Below are 20,004 nucleotides of genomic sequence, written 5' to 3'. Positions count from 1 at the left end.
CCAACTTATTCACTCCCCTTTTCTTGTGCTTTAAGCTGCTCTTCTTCCGCAATGATTTGTTGCTGGGTCTTACCTTGGCTTACACCATATTTCTTAGCAATCTGTGACAATTCATTATATTGATCCTCAGATACCTTGCCAAGAATAATACTGCGGGCTTCACGCTTCTCTTCAATCGTTAATCCGCCTTTAGCCAACTCTTGAAGGCGTTTAATATCAGATATGCTTAATTGACTCATAACGATAGAAGCCACATCCGCTTTATCTTTAACCGTTACGTTATCTTGAATATCCTTGGCTTTGTCTGTGGATACTTGAGCAGTGTAACCATTAGGAGCAGCGGTAGGCTTCCATGTAGCCGGAACACTAGTGGGTCCGGTTGTATCATTCACAGAATCGCCACCGGTGACAGGTTTATCTGTACTTTCCGCAGGATCAGCACCACTGGTTGGAGCAGCACTATTGGTTGGAGTATCTGTTGCTGTTGGTTCTGCCCCTGCATCTCCTGCCGCCACAACAGGCTCAACAACCTCACCTTGTGCTGCATTATCTGCAGTATCCTCCACCTCAAAACCGCCCGCCATGGAATTCATTAGCTTATCCACGGCATAATTTGCCGCAAACAAACCGCCGACGCCAAGCACCACTATTACCGACAATGTCCAGATTAAAACTTTCTTCCATCTTTTCACTTCATGTACCTCCACATACAATAGTTAGCTGATTGCCGCCTGGGCTACCGGCTGCATTGGCACAATCTGGTTAATGACCTCACGGATCGCATCGGGCTCTTCAGACAAGACGCGCTCCAATCGCTTGAATTCCAGTTCCAGCTGATTCTGACTGATCACATTTGGTTTACCTATAAAGATACGGTCATGCTGAGTGGAACCGAGATTTTCTTCATCTGTAAGCAGTTCTTCGTACAGCTTCTCACCCTCACGAATACCCGAGAAGACGATATTGATATCCTTGTAAGGCTCATAGCCAGACAGGGTAATCAGGTCTTCCGCAAGTGTCAGGATCTTTACAGGCTCACCCATATCCAGTACGAACACCTCGCCACCTTTGGCAAATGAACCAGACTGAATGACTAACTGTACAGCTTCCGGAATCGTCATGAAATAACGCACCATTTCCGGATGAGTAACGGTTACCGGTCCGCCTGCAGCAATCTGTTGCTTAAAGGCAGGGATAACACTGCCGCGGCTGCCCAGCACATTACCAAAGCGTACTGCCGAGAACTTCGTATTGCTTGTTGTATTGAGACTCTGTACATACATTTCAGCAATCCGTTTCGTAGCTCCCATAACACTGGTCGGATTAACCGCCTTGTCAGAGGAAATTAGTACAAAACGCTCGGCTCCGTACTTGTCCGCGCAATCGGCCACATTGCGTGTGCCGAACACATTATTCTTGATGGCCTCGGAAGGATTACGCTCCATCAGTGGCACGTGTTTATGCGCTGCCGCGTGAAAGACAACCTGCGGCTTATGACTCTCGAAGACCTCCATCATCCGTGTCCGATCCTGTACATCGGCAATGACAGTCACAATCGAAAGCTCCGGGAAGCTCTTGCGGAGTTCCATCTCTATTGTGTAAATACTGTTCTCGCCATGACCGAGGATCAGCAGCTTGTCCGGTGCAAAAGGTGAAATCTGGCGGCAAAGTTCGGACCCGATAGAACCTCCGGCACCCGTAACTAATACCGTCTTATTGTGTACATAACCAAGGATACTGTTCATGTCAGCCACGATAGGCTCACGCCCAAGCAGGTCCTCTACACTAACATCGCGCAACTTCTTGATGGATACCTTTCCGGTAATCAAATCACTAAGTGCAGGAATAATCTTAAGTTTCACTCCGGTTGCTTTGGACAGACTGACAATCTCGGAAATTTCACTTCGTGATACCGATGGCATGGCGATAATAACCTCGTGAACGCCCCGATCTTTTACAATTCTTGGAATATCATAGCGGTTTCCAAGTACCGGAACGCCAAGGATCTTCAAATGAAGTTTATCAACACTGTCGTCAACAAAACCAATCAGACGAGTATTGGCGAAGGACGCGCCCATCAGCTCTCTGGCAATCAGCATTCCGCAATCCCCTGCTCCGACAATTAAGGTATGCACCTCAGTATCTACATTGTTAAATCTTCCTCTGCCGAAGACTCTCCAGAATAGACGTACGCCACCCACCAGCAGAAGAATAGTCTCAACAGAGCGCACCTCTATACTGAAAGGGACACGTGACGGAAGCATAACAAAAGCTACTGCGTATGAGATTACTGCCCCTACTACAATAGCCTTCATGACCGATACAATCTCACCGATACTGGCATACTGCCACAATCTGCGGTACAGCCCGAAGTAAATCAGACTGCCGCCAAAAGAAAGAGTACAGATTATTCCGTAAAACAGCATCTGCACTATATATTCCTCAGGAATATCACTATAGAAACGGAACAGGTAAGATGTCACGATGCTGAACCATATGATGGCAAGATCAATGAAGAACAACACGAACACTCTGGTTTTCGCTGTCATTTTTAGTGCCTCCAAAAATAACAATTTGATCTATAGAACAATGTCAATTTCCATAGTAGTAATAATAGTAGCCTTCGCTGGCTTTGCGTTTAACATTATTCAGAACAACACCCAGCATCTTCGCGCCCACTCTGTCCAGGTTTGCTTTGGCCTTCGCTGCAATATCCCGTTTTACTTTACCGTAGCTGACAACCATAATAACACCATCACTCTTGGAGGCAACGATCTGCGCGTCCGTTACAGCCAGCAGCGGAGGAGTATCGAACATGATTACATCGAACTCTTGACGAAGCTCCTGCAGAACCATACTCATCCGGTTAGAAGCCATCATCTCGGCCGGGTTCGGAGGAATCGGCCCCGAGGTCATAATGGACAGGTTCGGAACTCCTGATTCCTGTATGACATCCTTTAATTCAGACTGCTGGGATAACAAGGATGATAATCCATAGCGGTTGCTGAGCGAGAATGTCTTGTGAGCCGTAGGCTTCCGCAGGTCACCGTCAATGAGCAGAACTTTCTTATCAGCCTGAGCATAGGCGGCTGCAAGATTGGCTGTAACTGTAGACTTTCCTTCTTCCGGACCGGAGGAGGTAACCATAATAATCTGAATCCGTTCATCTACAGAGGAGAAATCAATATTCGTACGCAGCGCCCGGAACGCTTCCGATACCGGAGAGCGCGGGTTGGTTACGGTAATCAGGTGGCGTTGTTTATTTGGCTGCTGAGACATGTTCGAGTTCGCCCGCCTTTCTGGATAACGTCTGTGCCTGTGTTGCCGTTGTCTTCGTTTCTTCCTGGCCGAGTCTGGTAATCATGGCAATCGTCGGCAGACCCAGGTACTTCTCGATATCCTCTTCCGTCTTCAATGTATCATCCAGATACTCCAGCAGAAAGGCAATACCAAGTCCGATCATTAGCGACACGATAAAGGCAATAGCCATGTTCATCACGACGTTGGGTTCAACCGGCCCTGGTGCGACAGGCGGATTGAGCTTGGCCTCATTCAGGATCGATACATTCTGTACATTGAACAAGGAAGGGATCTCCTGTTTGAACACTAGCGAAATCGCATTTACAATTTCTGCTGCTCTCTGGTATGAATTATCTCGAACGACAAGTGTCATCACCTGCGTATTATTGACGGAGCTCACATTAACCTTCTTAAGCAACTCTTCGGCAGTAGTATCAAACTCCGGGTAATTCTTGGCTACAACATCCAGAATAGCCGGTGTCTTGATAATTTCTTTATACGTGTTAATCAATTGAATATTGGTATTAATCTGGTTCAAATCCAGCTGCGATGCTGCAGTCTGTACTTGTTGGGTCTGATTAACAATAATCTTGGTTGAAGCTTCATATACCGGATTCTTAATGTACAGGCTGTACACCCCGGCAAGAAGACATACGACGACCACAATACTGACAATCATCCACAGTCTCTTCTTAACAATCTGAAAATAATCGCGCAGATCCAATTCTTGAGCTGACAAGTGAATTTCCCTCCAAGCGGTTTCTAAAATGATATAATCCGTGCTAAAAAAGTGCCTCCTCTCATACTGACGAGAGGAGGCTCTCCACTTGCTTAATTATTGCTTACTTGAAGTTAATTGTACGGTAGATGATAACTGCAGCTTCTGCACGAGTAGCTGTATCGTTAGGGTTAAACTTACCTGCATTACCGATTACAAGGTTGTTGCTTGCTGCAAATGCTACGCCGTCTTTCAAGGAAGCGCTGATCTTCGCAGCATCAGAGAACTTGCTCAGTGCGGAAGCATCTGTGGATGCAGCAGGGTTAAGCGATTTAACTGCACGGGAGATCATGGTCGCCATCTCAGCACGGGTGATTGTTGCATTTGGATCAAAGGTCGAAGCGCTACGTCCAGTGATGATTCCCTTCTCAGCTGCTACTGCAACATATGGAGCATACCATGCTGTGGAAGCTACATCGCTGAAGCTTTCAGTGGCTGTGCTGTTCTCAAGGTTCAGTGCACGGATCAGCATCTTCGCGAATTCAGCACGGGTTACATTGCTCTTAGGAGCGAACTTGCCGGAACCGATACCTTCAATTGCGCCCTTAGCAGCAACAACCTGAATCTGTCTGCCAGCCCAAGCCTGTACAGTTGCGATATCACTGAAGGTTACCTTGTTCTCAACCACTGCGTAGGAAGAGAAGGTATCACGCGGTTCAACGATGTAATCACCGTCCACCACACCACCGTGGTATTGCAGTTGACCATATACAATCTTCGCTACCGACAGCAGTTCTTTATCGAGTCCTGTTGTATTAACCAGTGGAAGCTTAATTGTCAATGGTTGCTTGAAGGTTGTTGTTGCTACTCCGCCTACTGTCAAGTCGAAGGAGTATACCTTGGAAGCAAGCTTCAGGGTAGTGATAGAAGTTACTGTAGTATCAGCTTCAGTAGTAACTGTCAAAGTTACTGCTTCAGCGAATTGGGTTACCGGAATGGTTACTGTCAGACCATTGAAGCTTATAGCAATGTTAGCAATACCTTTAGCTTTAGCAGCTTCAATAATAGCCTTGGACAGCGGAACTTCCACAGTCGCAGCGTTCACTGTACCAAGGTCCAGGGTAAGCGTAAGGCCCGTCTTCCCAGCGTTAGCAGCTACAAGAGCATCAAATGCTTTGAGGACATCAGCGTCTACGAGATTAAGAGTCGCTTTGTTGCCAACAACTGTTACTAGCCTGGAAACATCATACACACCTGGAGTTGAAGTTACCGGTGTAGTAACAACTCCGCCGCCGCCACCGCCGCCGCCGTTATTACCGTCTGTAGTGAGCGGATATGCACGGATGTAACCAAGAGCAAGTGCCTGAGCTGCCTGCTTAGCAGACTTAATCTCAGTGTTCACGTTATTAAATGTCTTAACGATGTCATCAGCAGTAATTCCCAGATTGTAAACAGCCTGACTTACTGTCAATCCATCGGCACCAGTCTTGTGCTGGAGCACCTTATATACAGCATCCTTAACCAGTGTCTTCTGGGATTCAGGATTAGCAATGATGTTAATCAGATCAGCATTGCTCTTGCTTCCCAGCAAAGTGCGAAGCTCTGCTTCTACACCATTAGTGGCGAAGAAGAAATCAAGAATATCATCGAAGGTAAGACCTTCTACCTGGGCTTTGGCTGCAATGCTGTTGAACAGCTTAACGTTGTCAACATCGTAACGAATTTCTTTCAGCGCATCGAAATCATCGGCATATACGTTGTAAACTACGCTGGATACGCTCTTGAACAATTTCAGGGAAGTTGCCTTCTCCTCATTGTTCAGTTCAAGCTTACCAAGAACCGGAGCGAAAATTTCATCGAACTTATCCTGGCTCAGGCCTGCTACTTCAGTAGAATAGGCTTTCAGGTAAGTTGCTTCTGTTACAGTCAGGTTGGAGTAGATCGCCTTGATCTTGTTCTTCACAGTATCGTGGGATACGGAAGCTGCTGATGCCACACCGTTCAAGTGCTTGGCCAATCCTTCACTGCTGAATGGAAATCCTGCAACGGATGCTGCGGCCATGCTTACTGCTAGAGTTGATACTGCCAGTTTCTTCTTCAAACTCACTTGTCATCCACCTCTTCTTATGTAGTTATACAATCTTATACTGCGGTAATGCTAGATAAGTTGCGCCCTGACTCATCAAAATAATTGTAACAATAACCCAGTAAAAACAATTCTACCATCATTCTACAGTCAGGTCACCCTTTACGAGAAAAAAATCCGAACATTTTATGAAGCTTCTTGCCCGAATTACTATAAATAGTCCGAATTAACTCCTCATTGTCGATGATTTTCTGCGAATTTTGGCGTAAATTGTCGCTAGCCACATTGCCAAGTTCCTTCTCCAAAACTTTGAAAGCTTCACTCAGTCCGAACGGACGATGACTGTTATCGTGTGCATCCGATGCGATAACATGAATCGCGTTCCTGCGGCACAGATCGATAGACAGCTTCTGCAGCTTGCTTCCAAATGTTCCGGCCAGACTCTGGGCGGTCACCTGACCCACTGCCCCCAGCTCTATCAATCTCTCAAGCTTGACGGGGTTACTGGCAATCTCAGCGTTGCGCTCCGGATGGGCGATAACCGGAACGAAGCCCTGAATCACCAGCTCGTGGCAGGTCTCCTCCATAGTGCGCGGCACACGTGAAGAAGGCATTTCCAGCAGAATGTATCTCGTATTTGCCAGCGTCAGCAGTTCACCCTGCTCCAGATCATTCAGCAGATCCCCGTAGACACGGATCTCCTGACCGGGAAGTACAAGCAGCGGAAGTTCAGCCTGCTTGATTCTATCATTCAGCAGTTCTACCGCTTGTCCAATGGCCGGGGCGGGATTCATATATACTCCGTTAGCATGATGCGGCGTGGCAACAACAGTAGAAATGCCATCCTGTACGGCATCCTGTGCCATGGAGAGGGCCGCTTCCCAGTCGGCAGCACCGTCATCCATAAAAGGCAAAATGTGGCTATGGATATCTATCATATACTATTTATCGGCCCTTTTCCAGTTGATTTGAATAGATTCGTCAAAAAAATACAACCATTTCACTAGGAAATGATTGTTAAAAATGCACTTTGTTCAAGCTTAAGCTTCCAGGAAAAACATGACTTTGGCTATCGCCGCAAGCTCTTTATCAATCTCACTGCATTCCTTGGCAGACTGTGCATCATTGCGTAAATCCAGCAATCTGTCAGCCTTGCGGCGCAGCTCCGCAATCTCCCGCTCTACAGCATCTGATTTATATACATTTATTATTTCTGAAAGGGAATGCTTGTGCTGATAGATTAGTTTACTCCCCGAATCCGTCAATTCCGAAATCCGGCGCACGGAGCCGCGCTCATAATAATAGACCATAGTAAAACCTTTATAGATTCTATTCACAGTCCCGGTCCCTTTATAGGTGACGAACAGCTTGCGGACAGCATTATTGAGATGCGAATTGACCACACGGCAGGATAGCGAACAGATGTAGATCCCCCGCTTATTCTCAACTGTGAGGCGTACTTCCTCACCCCCGGCTTCCTCAAGAACAATGACCTGCTCCCCGCCCCCGGCGACCTTGACCCGGTGGCTGATATAGCAGGTATCGGCTGTGAGCAGAAACTGGTTCATCTGAAATTCTGTCATCTGCAAAGTCGCATTTACATATTCTGTTGCCAATCGCTGAGCCATAACCATCCCTCTATTCTTGTGATAGCTCCTCCTGTTCCACTGCTTCTTCTGGCTGCTGATCTGCTTCATTAAATCTGCTGTAATCCTCAATTAGAGCCCACAGCTCCTCACGGCCAAGTCCCAGCTCGGATGAGAACGGAATGAAATGATCTCCAGGCAGCACGCCGAGCTCCTGCTTCATGATCTTAATATGCTTCGGCCAGCGTGTCTTGGGAATCTTGTCTGCCTTGGTTGCTACCACACAGAGCGGCAGATCGTAATGCTTGAGCCAGTCAAACATCATTTTATCATTACTTGTGGGCGGATGGCGCAGATCCACTACAAGCAGGATAAGCTTCAGCGTCTCACGCTCCTCCATGTATTTCTCAACCATTTTGCCCCATGAGGCCCGCTGTGTCTTGGATACCTTGGCATAACCGTATCCCGGAAAATCGACAAAATACATATCCTGATTAACCCGGTAATAGTTCATATGCTGTGTCTTACCCGGCGTAGAACTGGTACGGGCCAAATTCTTGCGGTTGATCATACGGTTGATCAGAGAAGACTTCCCGACGTTGGAGCGCCCTGCCAGAGCAATCTCCGGCAAGGCGTCCGTTGGGTATTGATCAGGGCCTACGGCGCTGATGATAAATTCGGCGTTGTTAACTTTCAAATGGAACTTCCTTTCTAATGCACACTACTCGGCGCTTTACTGCTGACATCTGCCTGCTGGTCTACGAGCGCATGCTGGAGTACCTGATCCATATGGGACACTGGTATAAACTCCACGTCATTACGTACGCTCTCAGGAATATCCTTGAGGTCGCGTTCGTTGTCTTTAGGCAGCAGAATTTTTGTGTAGCCGGCCCGGTGGGCAGCCAGTGATTTCTCTTTGAGTCCGCCGATCGGCAGGACACGTCCGCGGAGCGTAATTTCACCTGTCATCGCTACATCCTTGGAGACATAACGTCTGGTGAGTGCTGAGATGAGCGCGGTAGCAATCGTAATGCCGGCTGACGGGCCATCCTTCGGTATGGCACCTTCAGGTATATGAATGTGAATATCATTCTTCTCGTGGAAGTCCGGGGCGAGTCCCAGCTCCTCTGCTTTGGAACGGGTGTAGCTGAAGGCAGCCTGAGCGGATTCCTTCATGACATCGCCCAATTTACCGGTAAGCGTGAGCTTGCCGGTACCCTGAACCACTGTTACTTCAATCAGCAGTGTATCGCCGCCGACTTCAGTCCACGCCAGTCCGGTTACTGTACCAATCTGATCCTCCAGTTCAGCCATTCCATAGCGGTATTTGGATTCACCCAGATATTCTTTAACTTCCCCAGGAAGGATCGTAACCTGCTCCTGCTCACTGGATACAATCTGCTTCGCCGCCTTACGGCAGAGTGCGGCAATCTGCTGCTCCAGATTACGCACGCCGGATTCCCGCGTGTATTCGCGGACAATCTTCAGCAACGTGTCGTCCTCAATTACGAGCTGTGCGTCCTCAAGACCGTGATTCTTACGCTGCTTCGGCAGCAGGTAGCGGCTGGCAATCTGCAGCTTCTCAAGCTCCGTGTAGCCGGGAATATACAGCATCTCCATCCGGTCGAGCAGCGGGCGGGGAATGTTGTGTACCACATTCGCTGTGGTTACGAACATAACCTTCGAAAGATCAAACGGCAGCTCTACAAAGTGGTCGCTGAACGTATTGTTCTGTTCCGGATCGAGTACTTCCAGCAAGGCTGCGGAAGGATCTCCGCGGAAGTCAGAAGCCATCTTGTCGATTTCATCGAGCAGGAAGACCGGATTAAGGCTTCCTGCTGTCTTCATCCCCTGAATGATCCGGCCCGGCATGGCGCCGACATAAGTACGGCGGTGGCCGCGGATCTCGGCTTCGTCACGCACACCGCCCAGCGAAATGCGGACGAACTTGCGGTTCAGCGAACGGGCGATGGAGCGTGCCAATGAGGTTTTACCAACGCCAGGAGGCCCTACCAGACAGAGAATCGGTCCTTTCAGCTCCTTAACCAGCTTCTGCACGGCCAGATATTCCAGGACACGTTCCTTAGGTTTCTCCAGACCGTAGTGATCCGCATCGAGCACCTGTTCCGCTTTTTGAATATCCAGATCGTCTTCCGTCTCTTCGCTCCAAGGCAGACCAAGCAGCCAATCCACGTAGTTGCGGATAACGCTGCCTTCGGCTGAGCTTGCAGGCATTTTCTCCAGACGGTCGATTTCCTTCTCGATCTTCTCCTGCACCCGCTCCGGCAGGTTCTTCTCCTGCATTTGCGAGCGCAGCTCTTCGGCTTCACCGGCCCGGCCTTCCTTCTCACCGAGCTCCTTCTGGATCGCTTTCATCTGTTCGCGGAGGTAATATTCCTTCTGGGTCTTCTCCATCTGCTTCTTCACACGCTGGTTGATCTTACGCTCAAGCTCCAGCACTTCACGCTCATTATTAAGAATATCGAGCAGCTTCTCCAGACGTTTGCTGACATCGATGGTCTCCAGAATCTCCTGCTTATCCTTGATCTTCAGCGCCAGGTGGCTTGTAATGACATCAGCCAGACGTCCCGGTTCTTCAATATCGGAGACAGCCGCAAGGGTCTCTGGAGTGACCTTCTTGGACAACGTAATATAATGCTCGAATTGGCTAAGCACCGTGCGCATCAAGGCGTCGCTCTCCTGATCGACATCCTCCTGCTCCGGCAGCTCGCGCGCCATAACCTCATAAAACTCCTCATTATCCGTATAATGAATAATTTCGGCCCGTTCCACTCCTTCAACCAGCACACGGATCGTGCCGTTCGGAAGCTTCAGCATCTGCCGCACATTGGCGACAGTACCGACCCGAAAAATATCTTCTTGTCCAGGCTCCTCAATATTCACTTCTGACTGGGAGCAGAGGAGAATCAGGTTATCTTCAACCATAGCTTTTTCCAGTGCACGAACGGACTTCTCGCGCCCTACATCAAGGTGCAGAACCATGCTAGGGTACACAAGAAGACCTCTAAGCGGTAATAAAGGAAAACGACGACCTTTGGATTTGTTCGGCATCATCGCTTTCGCACCTCCCATGGTTCTCAAGTTATGTCATATAGATCATTTTAACAAAAGCAGGTTGAAAACACCAACTGGCAGCACGTTAAGCAGCAGTCCTTTTTTTGTACAGGACATTCGTTATGTATTATTAGTGCTTTTATTATAGAATATGTCCAAGTTCCCAAGATTAAAAAAGACGCCTCACGGCGTCCGGCTCAATCTATAGGATCTGTATGAATGCTCGCGGGCTTTCAACAGCAGCTCTTCTCTTTTGGCGGGAACGAGGCAATCGGCATAAAGAGTTTCATAGTACCCGGCCAGAAAGTCATTCCACTTGCGTCTCCATTCGTGTAGCATGAGCATCCCCCTTTGCTGAATTGTTAGTATTGATTATTAACCAATTCTATGAGGGATTAAGCGAACTATCCAAGAATATTCGCCTTAACCGGCAGCAGGAAAGAAAAAAGAAACAGCAGGATAATCAGGAGAGCTATAATATACTTTCTATGTAACGGCTTGTTCAGCATTGCGGACTCCTATTCAGTAATTTCACAACATCTTAATATAATACCTGAAAATTACCAATTATGTAAGTGAGATTTGTTGCTACATACAAATAAGGCTGCCTCTGAGAGACAGCCTCCATATCCCTTCGAGCTTACGCCTGCGCACCTTCCCCCGCAGCATCCGCCTTGAGCAGCGAAGCCGAGGAGAACGTCTCGCCCGATACTGCCGGCAGGCGGATGTCAGCGGTGCCGGAGCCGAACAGGTGACGGAAGACCTCGTCGACGGTATCGACGGGGATGACCTGAAGCGGTGCAACATCGGCGAACAAGGACTGCCAGTTATCCTTCGGGATAAAGACAGTGGTCGCGCCGGCCTGGAAGGCGGCTTCGACCTTGGCGATGACGCCGCCGACCGGCTTCACGCGGCCATGGATGCCAATCTCGCCGGTGATGGCGACGGTATTATCTACCGGCAGCTGGCGGATGGCGGAGACGATGGCAACAGCCATCGCTACACCGGCAGACGGGCCGTCAATCGGCGTGCCGCCGGGAAAGTTCACATGCAGGTCATACCGGTCCGGCTCCAGGTTCATCATGCGCAGCACGGTGAGCACGTTCTCGACAGAGCCCTTGGCCATACTCTTGCGGCGGATCGTCCGGGAGCCGCCGCCAATCTCTTCTTCATCGACTACGCCGGTGATGTTCAGCCGACCCTGCCCGCTCTTCGCCAGTGCGGCAGATACCTCAATCTCCAGCAGTGTGCCCATGCCGGGCCCATAGACGGCGAGCCCGTTGACCAGCCCGATCTGCGGGGAGGTCGGGATTTTGCGCTCGGTGCGCAGCGGCAGCTGGCTGCTGCCTGCTACCCACTCCACTTCCGCCGCGCTCAGCGTATCCCGCTGCTCGGTCAGCGCAAGGCCGGCCGCCAGCTGGATCATGTTCACGGCTTCACGGCCGTTAGTCGCGTACTGCTGGACTACAGCCACCGCTTCCGGACTCGGCTTCAGGCCGATCTTCTGGATGGCATCCCTGGCAATGACCTCAATCTCCTCCGGCAGCAGCGGCCGGAAATAAATCTCCATGCAGCGTGAGCGTAAGGCAGGCGAAATTTCATCCGGTGAGCGTGTAGTCGCTCCAACCAGCCGGAAATCGGCGGGCAGGCCATTCTGGAAAATGTCATGAATATAAGCCGGCGTGTTGCTGTCCTCCGAGTTATAGTAGGCACTCTCCAGCAGCACCTTGCGGTCCTCCAGCACCTTGAGCAGCTTGTTCATCTGAATGGGATGCAGCTCGCCGATCTCATCGAGGAACAGGATGCCCCCGTGTGCCTTCGTCACTGCTCCCGGCTTGGGCTGCGGCACTCCGGCAATCCCCATCGCTCCGGCACCCTGATAAATCGGGTCATGCACAGAACCGATCAGCGGATCGGCAATCCCCCGCTCGTCAAAACGCGCCGTAGTCGCATCAATCTCTGTAAACTTCGCATCATGCTTAAAGGGAGAGAGCGCGTTCTTCTTCGCCTCTTCCATGACCACCCGGGCTGCCGCAGTCTTGCCGACTCCCGGCGGCCCGTAAATGATCACGTGCTGGGGATTCGCGCTGCAGAGCGCCGCTTTGAGCGCGCGCAGACCGTCCTTCTGCCCGACAATATCTCCGATTGAGGCCGGACGCGTCTTCTCCGAGAGCGGCTTGGTCAGGGAGATCATCCGCATTTTCCGCAGCTTATCCAGCTCCTTGCGTGACTCCCGGTCCACCGCGGTTTTGTTGGTCTTTTGTCCACGCAGCAGATTCCAAAAATAAACGCCGATAACCAGCGCGAAAAAGAGCTGCACGATCATCAGCAATATACCTAATTCCATAGGTCACCCTCCTGTTTCATTCATGTCTATCTGTTCGGCCCAATTGGCTGCTACTAGGTAGTATAGCCGTTTCAGAAATTAGTAAACGCCGTAAGGCCGTATTTATGAAAGTTTGGCCATTCTTCGCACTCTAGCGGGAATAACACCCTCTAATTTGCCCATATAGCGACCCATAGCTTAATTAGAGGGAGTTTCGCCCTATAATGTTGAACAAATGGCTGTATTTGAACTTTCTCATGAAATTACCGGGAGAATTTCCCGCTATCCGTAATTTAAACAGAATTGCAACAAGATTAAAGCGACTATTTCCCGCTATATCTTTTCACTCTGTCCACAGCCCCAGTAAAGCCTCATTCCCAATAATTTAGCACATCACGCGCCAGCTCATACCTTACTTTACGGATGCCATCACCACGTTTTACCGGACTAAGCCAGCCTTTATCGCATAATTTGTATAACATTTGCCTGGCCGTTTTGGGATCAAGCCCGAAATATTTAGCGATGTCCTGTGGACGTACCGGTCCGGCCTGACGTATGACGAATCGGATGACTTCTCTTTCTGCCAGCAGCGTTTTTCCTTCCGGCACAGCTGCCGTCATATATCTGCCGAGCACCATGCGCATTAATGTCATACACAAATCAGGACGCTGCTCCACATCGTTGTAAGCAAAGGAAATCACCTGGTAACCCATCGCACACAAAAAAGTTTCACGATTCAGCTCGTTGCTGTACTTCTGCCGATCCATATCCTTTACATGAGCGCCATATCCCTTGATCTCCAAGAGGAGCTTGAAATGACCCGGCAAAAAAGCAAAATCAGCAAAGTACGAACGTCCACGCCAATCAAGCACTTCGTACTCCGGATGAAGATCTGCGAAACCACCGCGAAGCGGCCACCATACATTACGTAAAAACAATTCTTCTGCATGCCGGTGTCCCCGCTCGAGCCTTCCCCTGCGTTCCCCGGATCTGCACTCCAGATGAAGCTGCATAAACTCCCCATGTGCTTGCTTATAATTCAAATTCATCTTCCCATCCTCCATAGACTGATTCTCTGTAAAACAACAAAAAAAAACGCCCCGTTCACCACCGGTCAACCGGGGTGAAAGGAACGTTCTCCGTCACTTCTTTAAGGTATAATAAGTTCAATTAAGCTTCCGGGCTTACCGGCTGCACAGCCGGCGCCAGATTGGCATGCTTACGCCCCGGAATTTCGCCTGTCCGTTCAAAATGCTCAACGATGACGTCAATTTCCTTCTTCAGCTCGGATACCAGCTCGGCTTCAGGCACCTTGCGGATCATCTGGCCGTAACGGAACAGCAGTCCTTCACCGCGGGCACCGGCAATGCCGATGTCTGCTTCACGCGCTTCTCCGGGACCGTTAACGGCACAGCCCAGCACCGACACCTTGATCGGCACCTTCAGCTTGGAAATGTACTCTTCCACTTCATTCGCGATGGAAAAGAGGTCAATATCCAGACGTCCGCAGGTCGGGCAGGAGATTAGCGTAGCCGCATTGGAGATCAGGCCAAAGGTCTTGAGCAGCTCACGCGCCACCTTAACCTCTTCTACCGGGTCAGCACTAAGCGAGATACGGACGGTGCTGCCGATGCCCATCGAGAGCAACGCACCGATCCCCGCCGAGCTCTTCACCGTTCCGGCAAACAATGTGCCAGACTCGGTAATCCCGAGATGCAGCGGATAAGGGATGACCTCTGCCGCCTTGCGGTAAGCTTCAATGGCCATAGGAACATCCGAAGCCTTCAGCGAGACGATAATATCATGGAAATCAAGCTCTTCCAGAATACCGATATGATACAAAGCACTTTCTACCATTGCTTCCGGTGTCGGATAACCGTATTTCTCCAGGAGATGTGTCTCCAGGGAACCTGCATTAACCCCGATCCGGATGGGAATGCCTTTGTCCTTGCAAGCTTTGACTACCGCTTCCACCTTGTCACGGCGGCCGATATTGCCGGGATTGATCCGTACCTTATCGATACCGTTCTCAATCGCCAGCAGCGCCAGCTTATAGTTAAAATGAATATCCGCAACAAGCGGAATATGAATCCGCTTCTTGATCTCTTTGATCGCTGCAGCCGCTTCTTCATTGTTGACGGTTACGCGCACGATCTGGCAGCCTGCTTCTTCCAGACGCAGAATTTCAGCCACTGTAGCTTCTACGTCAGCGGTCTTGGTCGTACACATGCTTTGAATAGCAACCTCGTTGTTACCCCCGATAATTACGCCGCCGACATTGACGGGCCGGGTCTGGTGTCTCAAGAACATGGTTTCTCTCTCCCCCATAACGGTCAAAGCTCCACCCCTCCCGCTCCGCCGTGAAGCGGGATAAGCGGGAGAACGGTGGAGGCTGTGATGTGGTTTATTGTAAGGCTAGCGGCTCTTAGGCGCTTTCCTCTTTCTTTTTGTCTTTCTTGATGCCCAGCTCAGGCAGTGCTTTCTCCTGGACAACCTGCTCCGTAATCACGCAATCCTTGATATCGTCGCGTGACGGAACCTCGTACATCACATCGAGCATGATGCTCTCAATGATGGCACGCAGACCGCGGGCACCTGTGTTGCGTTTGATCGCTTCCTTGGCAATAGCTTCAAGGGCCTGCGGTTCAAACTTCAGCGCCACATTGTCCATCTCCAGCAGCTTGATGTACTGCTTGGTCAATGCATTCTTAGGTTCAGAGAGAATGCGTACCAAGGTTGTTTCGTCAAGCGGCTCCAGCGTGGAAATGACCGGCAGACGGCCTACAAACTCAGGGATGAGTCCGAATTTCAGCAAGTCTTCAGGCAATACCATAGACAGGTATTCACCGGCTTTCAGATCCTTCTGGCCTTCAACTGCAGCATTGAAGCCGATGACTTTTTTGCCGATACGGCGTTTGATCATCTGCTCCAGCCCGTCAAATGCACCGCCGACGATGAACAGGATGTTCGTCGTGTCGATCTGAATGAACTCCTGGTGAGGGTGCTTGCGTCCGCCTTGCGGAGGAACGGAAGCGACGGTACCTTCCAGAATCTTCAGCAGCGCCTGCTGCACGCCTTCACCGGAAACGTCGCGGGTAATCGACGGGTTCTCGGATTTACGGGCTACTTTATCAATTTCGTCAATATAGATAATGCCGCGTTCGGCCTTCTCAACATCGTAATCTGCAGCCTGGATCAGCTTGAGCAGAATGTTCTCCACATCTTCACCGACATAGCCGGCTTCAGTAAGGGAAGTAGCGTCTGCAATGGCAAAAGGAACGTTGATGATCTTGGCCATCGTCTGGGCCAGCAGGGTCTTACCGGAACCGGTCGGACCGAGCAGCAGAATATTACTCTTGGTCAGCTCAACATCCTCAATCTTGCTCTGGCTATTGACACGCTTGTAGTGATTGTATACGGCAACGGAGAGCGATTTCTTCGCCTGCTCCTGGCCGATTACGTACTGGTCAAGAATGTCACGGATCTCTTTCGGCTTCGGAATATCCTTAAGATCCAGCTCTTCCTCATGACCGAGCTCCTCTTCCACGATTTCCGTGCACAGCTCGATACATTCGTCGCATATATAAACGCCTGGTCCAGCTACAAGCTTGCGGACCTGCTCCTGTGACTTACCGCAAAAGGAGCATTTCAGCTGCCCTTTTTCATCATTAAATTTAAACATCTAACCACCCCTTTAAGATATGATCGGTGAAGAGAGTACCTGGTCAATAAGCCCGTATTCCTTCGCTTCTTCCGCGCTCATGAAGTTGTCGCGGTCCGTATCCCGTTCGATTTTTTCAAGGGGTTGACCTGTGCGCTCCACATAAATCTGATTCAACTTCTGTCTCGTCTTGAGAATCCAGTCTGTATGAATCCAAATATCGGACGCCTGCCCCTGAACACCGCCGAGCGGCTGATGAATCATAACCTCGCTGTTGGTCAGCGCATAACGCTTGCCTGGCGCTCCAGCTGTGAGCAATAGTGATCCCATGCTGGCTGCCATTCCGACGCAAATGGTTGAAACGTCCGGTTTGATATATTGCATCGTATCATATATACCCATGCCGGCTGTTACAGAACCACCGGGCGAGTTGATGTACAAGTGTATGTCTTTTTCCGGGTCATCCGCGGCCAGGAACAGCAGCTGGGCAATGACCAGATTGGCAACATCATCGTCAATCGCATTGCTCAGGAAGATAATGCGGTCCTTAAGCAATCTGGAATAAATATCGTATGAGCGTTCGCCACGATTAGTTGATTCCACAACCATAGGTACCAGACTCATGCCACCAACCTCTTTTCTCAATACAGATTAGTCTTACCGTTTCAGAAATATTTTAACACGTTCGCGGCGGGATGTCATTTTTTCACTATCGGCAAAAAAAGCATGATACCGCGTGCCTGCCATTATAGCGTACTTCATGGCAGAATGCCAATCCGCCTTCGGGTTATGTACACACAAACGCCCCTCCACCGATAAAAATAAGGCACGTAACAGAACTTACGCGCCTTATTGACTGCTATTATGGAGGCCGGCTTGCCTGGCCGCTCTAGGTAAAATGGAGTTTACAGCAGAACTTACTCAGCGCTTGCTTCTTCAGCCGGTGCTTCTTCAGCTGCAGGTGCTTCAACTTCAACGCTGCTTGATACAAGCAGGTCGATGGTTTTGCGCAGGGAGATTTCTTCGTTCAGGCTGCTCAGGGAACCGTTGGCTGCCAGAATGCTGCGGATCTCTTCAGGTGTACGCTTGAAGGATTCAGCCATATTAGCAAGCTCCTGGGTTACTTCTTCTTCGGTAACCTCGATGTTCTCTTCCTTCGCGATCACTTCAAGAACCAGGTTGTTGCGGACGCGCTTCTCGGCATCGCCCTTCATCTGGTTTTCAAGATCTTCACGGGTCTGGCCGGAGAAGCTGAGGAACATGTCCATGTTCATGCCCTGCTGACGAAGACGGTTGTCGAAATCACGAACCATGTTCGCTACTTCGCTATTGATCATCGCTTCAGGAATTTCAACTTCAGCGTTGGCTGCTGCTGCGTCAACTACCGCATTTTCGCGTACGCCTTTGAGTTCATCCTGCTTGCGGGATTCAAGCGTTGCCTTCAGGTCTGCTTTGTATTCTTCCAGTGTGTCGAATTCACTTACATCCTTAGCGAACTCGTCATCCAGCTCAGGAAGCTGTTTGCGCTTGATTTCGTGCAGCTTCACTTTGAATACTGCAGCCTTGCCGGCAAGGTTCTCTGCATGGTAGTTCTCAGGGAAGGTAACTTCAACATCCTTGAAATCGCCAGTAGCCATACCAACAACCTGCTCTTCAAAGCCAGGGATGAAGGAGTTGCTGCCAAGCTCCAGGGAATGACGCTCAGCCGAACCGCCTTCGAAAGGAACGCCGTCAACAGAACCGTCAAAGTCGATTACCGCGATGTCGCCGTTAACTGCCGCGTCTTCTTCAACAACAACCAGCTCAGCGTGACGCTCCTGCAGGCGTTTCAGTTCAGCGTTCAGTTCGTCTTCAGTAACTTCAGCCTTCTGGGCAGGAACTTCCAGGCCTTTGTACTGGCCCAGCTTCACTTCCGGCTTAACCGTGATCTTCGCTTTGAAGATGAAGGCTTGGCCTTTCGCGAATTGCTCGATGTCCACTTCAGGACGGTCAACAGGGAAGATGTCAGCCTGCTCAACAGCTTCGCCGTATACTTCAGGAAGAAGGATGTCGATTGCATCCTGGTAGAGGCTCTCTACGCCAAAACGGGATTCAAAGATCGGCCGCGGCACTTTACCTTTACGGAAGCCAGGTACGTTTGCTTTCTTAACCACTTTATTAAAAGCTTTGTCGAGGGCAGCAGCTACGCGCTCTGCTTCTACTTCGACTTCAAGAACTCCAAGGTTCTTCTCTATTTTTTCCCAGGTTGCTTTCATAATATACTTTTCCCTCCAAAAATAGGTTGCATGTTAACTTAGATTATTACGATCTTCACGCACAGAATAACCATTATATTATATACAACATCGCCTTATTTATCAAGTATGGAACTCTTAACAAATCCTTTCAGAGAACGGTATGCCCCTTCGAATTGAAAGCGCATGCCTCCGGTAATGCCGTACATGGCCCGGGCCTCCTCCTCCTGCAGGGTTCCGTTCAGACTCTCTGATACCAGCTGATGCAGCGCACCCGCCCAGATATCAAGCAGCTCATCCCCGCCATCCAGCAATTTACGATATTCGCCTGATCCATAAATCGACATAATAAACTGTCCCCAGAGCTCCTGTGCAAAATAATACAGTGTAGGCTCATGCACCTCCGCCTGCTCGGCTACCCGTTCCATAACCTGGGCAACCTGCGGCGGGAAATCCTCATTCTGCAGCGGGACCGCTTCAATCTCGATCTGCGCCAGCTCGCTGCCGCGTGCCAGCCGGATGACTCCCTGTACGCCGCGCTTCTTAAGTGTCTGCAGCGCCCGGAACTGCAGGAGCGGATGCACGGGGGTCTTTTGCAGCCAGGTTGTCAGCGTCTCATCCACACTGCCGCCCTCCAGATACGAGAGATGCTCCAGCGCCAGAATGGTTCCCTCCGACAGCGGCTCATTCATCACCTTGCGCAGCAGCTTGTCCGGGTAACCCGCATCCTCTTCAAGCTTGGCTTTTGCCAAAATACGGGCCATATCCTCTTCTTTCAGATCCTGCTCCTCGCTCGAAGCGGCACGGTCCGCCTCTGTGCTTCCCGCATCATATGGAAACGCCGCCTCCAGCCAGTCCAGCAATGACTGCCATTCCTCGTAGTGCCGCTCTTCCTGTCCCTGGCATTGCAGCAGAAACCGCAGCAGTTCCATCGCTTCCCCGTAGCGTTCACTCTCCAGCATTACCGTAAGCTGGATCTGGTAATAATCCAGTGTCTTCGGAAACAGCACGACATTCT

Annotated in this window: 17 protein-coding genes; all 17 read right to left on the bottom strand. The window is 50.1% G+C overall.

Features of this window, described 5'->3' with window-relative positions:
- Positions 1–5: 5 nt before the first annotated feature.
- The 17 genes from M2108_RS23875 to M2108_RS23795 all read right to left on the bottom strand — a co-directional run bounded on the left by M2108_RS23875 (position 6) and on the right by M2108_RS23795 (position 19,948).
- Positions 6–692 carry a S8/S53 family peptidase gene (locus M2108_RS23875; RefSeq protein WP_277471919.1) on the bottom strand — a complete coding sequence of 229 codons (687 nt, stop codon included), beginning with the start codon at positions 690–692 and terminating at the stop codon, positions 6–8.
- A gap of 24 nt (positions 693–716) precedes the next feature.
- On the bottom strand, positions 717–2,549 hold the full coding sequence (locus M2108_RS23870; protein WP_277471920.1) for a polysaccharide biosynthesis protein: 1,833 nt from the start codon (positions 2,547–2,549) through the stop codon (positions 717–719).
- Between the two features lie 43 nt (positions 2,550–2,592).
- The gene (locus M2108_RS23865) at positions 2,593–3,279 is read right to left on the bottom strand and encodes a CpsD/CapB family tyrosine-protein kinase (protein WP_277471921.1); all 687 of its coding nucleotides are present in this window, start codon (positions 3,277–3,279) and stop codon (positions 2,593–2,595) included.
- On the bottom strand, positions 3,260–4,039 hold the full coding sequence (locus M2108_RS23860) for a YveK family protein (protein WP_277471923.1): 780 nt from the start codon (positions 4,037–4,039) through the stop codon (positions 3,260–3,262). Before M2108_RS23860 ends, M2108_RS23865 begins: the two co-directional genes overlap by 20 nt.
- A gap of 103 nt (positions 4,040–4,142) precedes the next feature.
- On the bottom strand, positions 4,143–6,125 hold the full coding sequence (locus M2108_RS23855) for an S-layer homology domain-containing protein (protein ID WP_277471926.1): 1,983 nt from the start codon (positions 6,123–6,125) through the stop codon (positions 4,143–4,145).
- Between the two features lie 134 nt (positions 6,126–6,259).
- On the bottom strand, positions 6,260–7,042 hold the full coding sequence (locus tag M2108_RS23850) for a tyrosine-protein phosphatase (protein ID WP_277471927.1): 783 nt from the start codon (positions 7,040–7,042) through the stop codon (positions 6,260–6,262).
- A gap of 102 nt (positions 7,043–7,144) precedes the next feature.
- Entirely contained in the window at positions 7,145–7,732 is a 588-nt protein-coding gene (locus M2108_RS23845; protein ID WP_277471928.1) for a non-ribosomal peptide synthetase module, read from the bottom strand.
- A gap of 10 nt (positions 7,733–7,742) precedes the next feature.
- Entirely contained in the window at positions 7,743–8,387 is a 645-nt protein-coding gene (gene yihA, locus M2108_RS23840) for a ribosome biogenesis GTP-binding protein YihA/YsxC (RefSeq protein WP_277471930.1), read from the bottom strand.
- Between the two features lie 14 nt (positions 8,388–8,401).
- Positions 8,402–10,765 (bottom strand): endopeptidase La, encoded by a 2,364-nt coding sequence (gene lon / locus M2108_RS23835; protein ID WP_277471932.1) that lies wholly within the window; start codon positions 10,763–10,765, stop codon positions 8,402–8,404.
- Positions 10,766–10,948: 183 nt separating this feature from the next.
- The gene (locus M2108_RS23830) at positions 10,949–11,104 is read right to left on the bottom strand and encodes a hypothetical protein (RefSeq protein WP_156123845.1); all 156 of its coding nucleotides are present in this window, start codon (positions 11,102–11,104) and stop codon (positions 10,949–10,951) included.
- Positions 11,105–11,405: 301 nt separating this feature from the next.
- A complete protein-coding gene (gene lonB, locus M2108_RS23825; RefSeq protein WP_277471934.1) occupies positions 11,406–13,112 on the bottom strand; it encodes an ATP-dependent protease LonB in 1,707 nt (568 codons plus the stop codon).
- A gap of 350 nt (positions 13,113–13,462) precedes the next feature.
- Positions 13,463–14,140 carry a type IV toxin-antitoxin system AbiEi family antitoxin domain-containing protein gene (locus tag M2108_RS23820; RefSeq protein ID WP_346780594.1) on the bottom strand — a complete coding sequence of 226 codons (678 nt, stop codon included), beginning with the start codon at positions 14,138–14,140 and terminating at the stop codon, positions 13,463–13,465.
- A 121-nt stretch (positions 14,141–14,261) separates the two neighbouring features.
- A complete protein-coding gene (ispG, locus tag M2108_RS23815) occupies positions 14,262–15,401 on the bottom strand; it encodes a flavodoxin-dependent (E)-4-hydroxy-3-methylbut-2-enyl-diphosphate synthase (RefSeq protein ID WP_277471935.1) in 1,140 nt (379 codons plus the stop codon).
- Positions 15,402–15,516: 115 nt separating this feature from the next.
- Entirely contained in the window at positions 15,517–16,773 is a 1,257-nt protein-coding gene (clpX, locus tag M2108_RS23810) for an ATP-dependent protease ATP-binding subunit ClpX (RefSeq protein WP_068726859.1), read from the bottom strand.
- A 12-nt stretch (positions 16,774–16,785) separates the two neighbouring features.
- A complete protein-coding gene (gene clpP, locus M2108_RS23805; protein ID WP_221803132.1) occupies positions 16,786–17,376 on the bottom strand; it encodes an ATP-dependent Clp endopeptidase proteolytic subunit ClpP in 591 nt (196 codons plus the stop codon).
- 293 nt (positions 17,377–17,669) lie between these two features.
- Positions 17,670–19,007: a trigger factor gene (gene tig / locus M2108_RS23800; RefSeq protein WP_277471937.1), complete on the bottom strand. Its 1,338-nt coding sequence runs from the start codon at positions 19,005–19,007 to the stop codon at positions 17,670–17,672.
- A gap of 95 nt (positions 19,008–19,102) precedes the next feature.
- Positions 19,103–19,948, bottom strand: coding sequence for a hypothetical protein (locus M2108_RS23795; protein WP_277471962.1), 846 nt, complete (start codon positions 19,946–19,948; stop codon positions 19,103–19,105).
- Positions 19,949–20,004: the final 56 nt, after the last annotated feature.

The organism is Paenibacillus sp. PastM-3 (genome assembly GCF_029893965.1).
GTDB lineage: Bacteria > Bacillota > Bacilli > Paenibacillales > Paenibacillaceae > Paenibacillus_AQ.
This window is presented reverse-complemented; position numbering and strand designations above follow the sequence as displayed.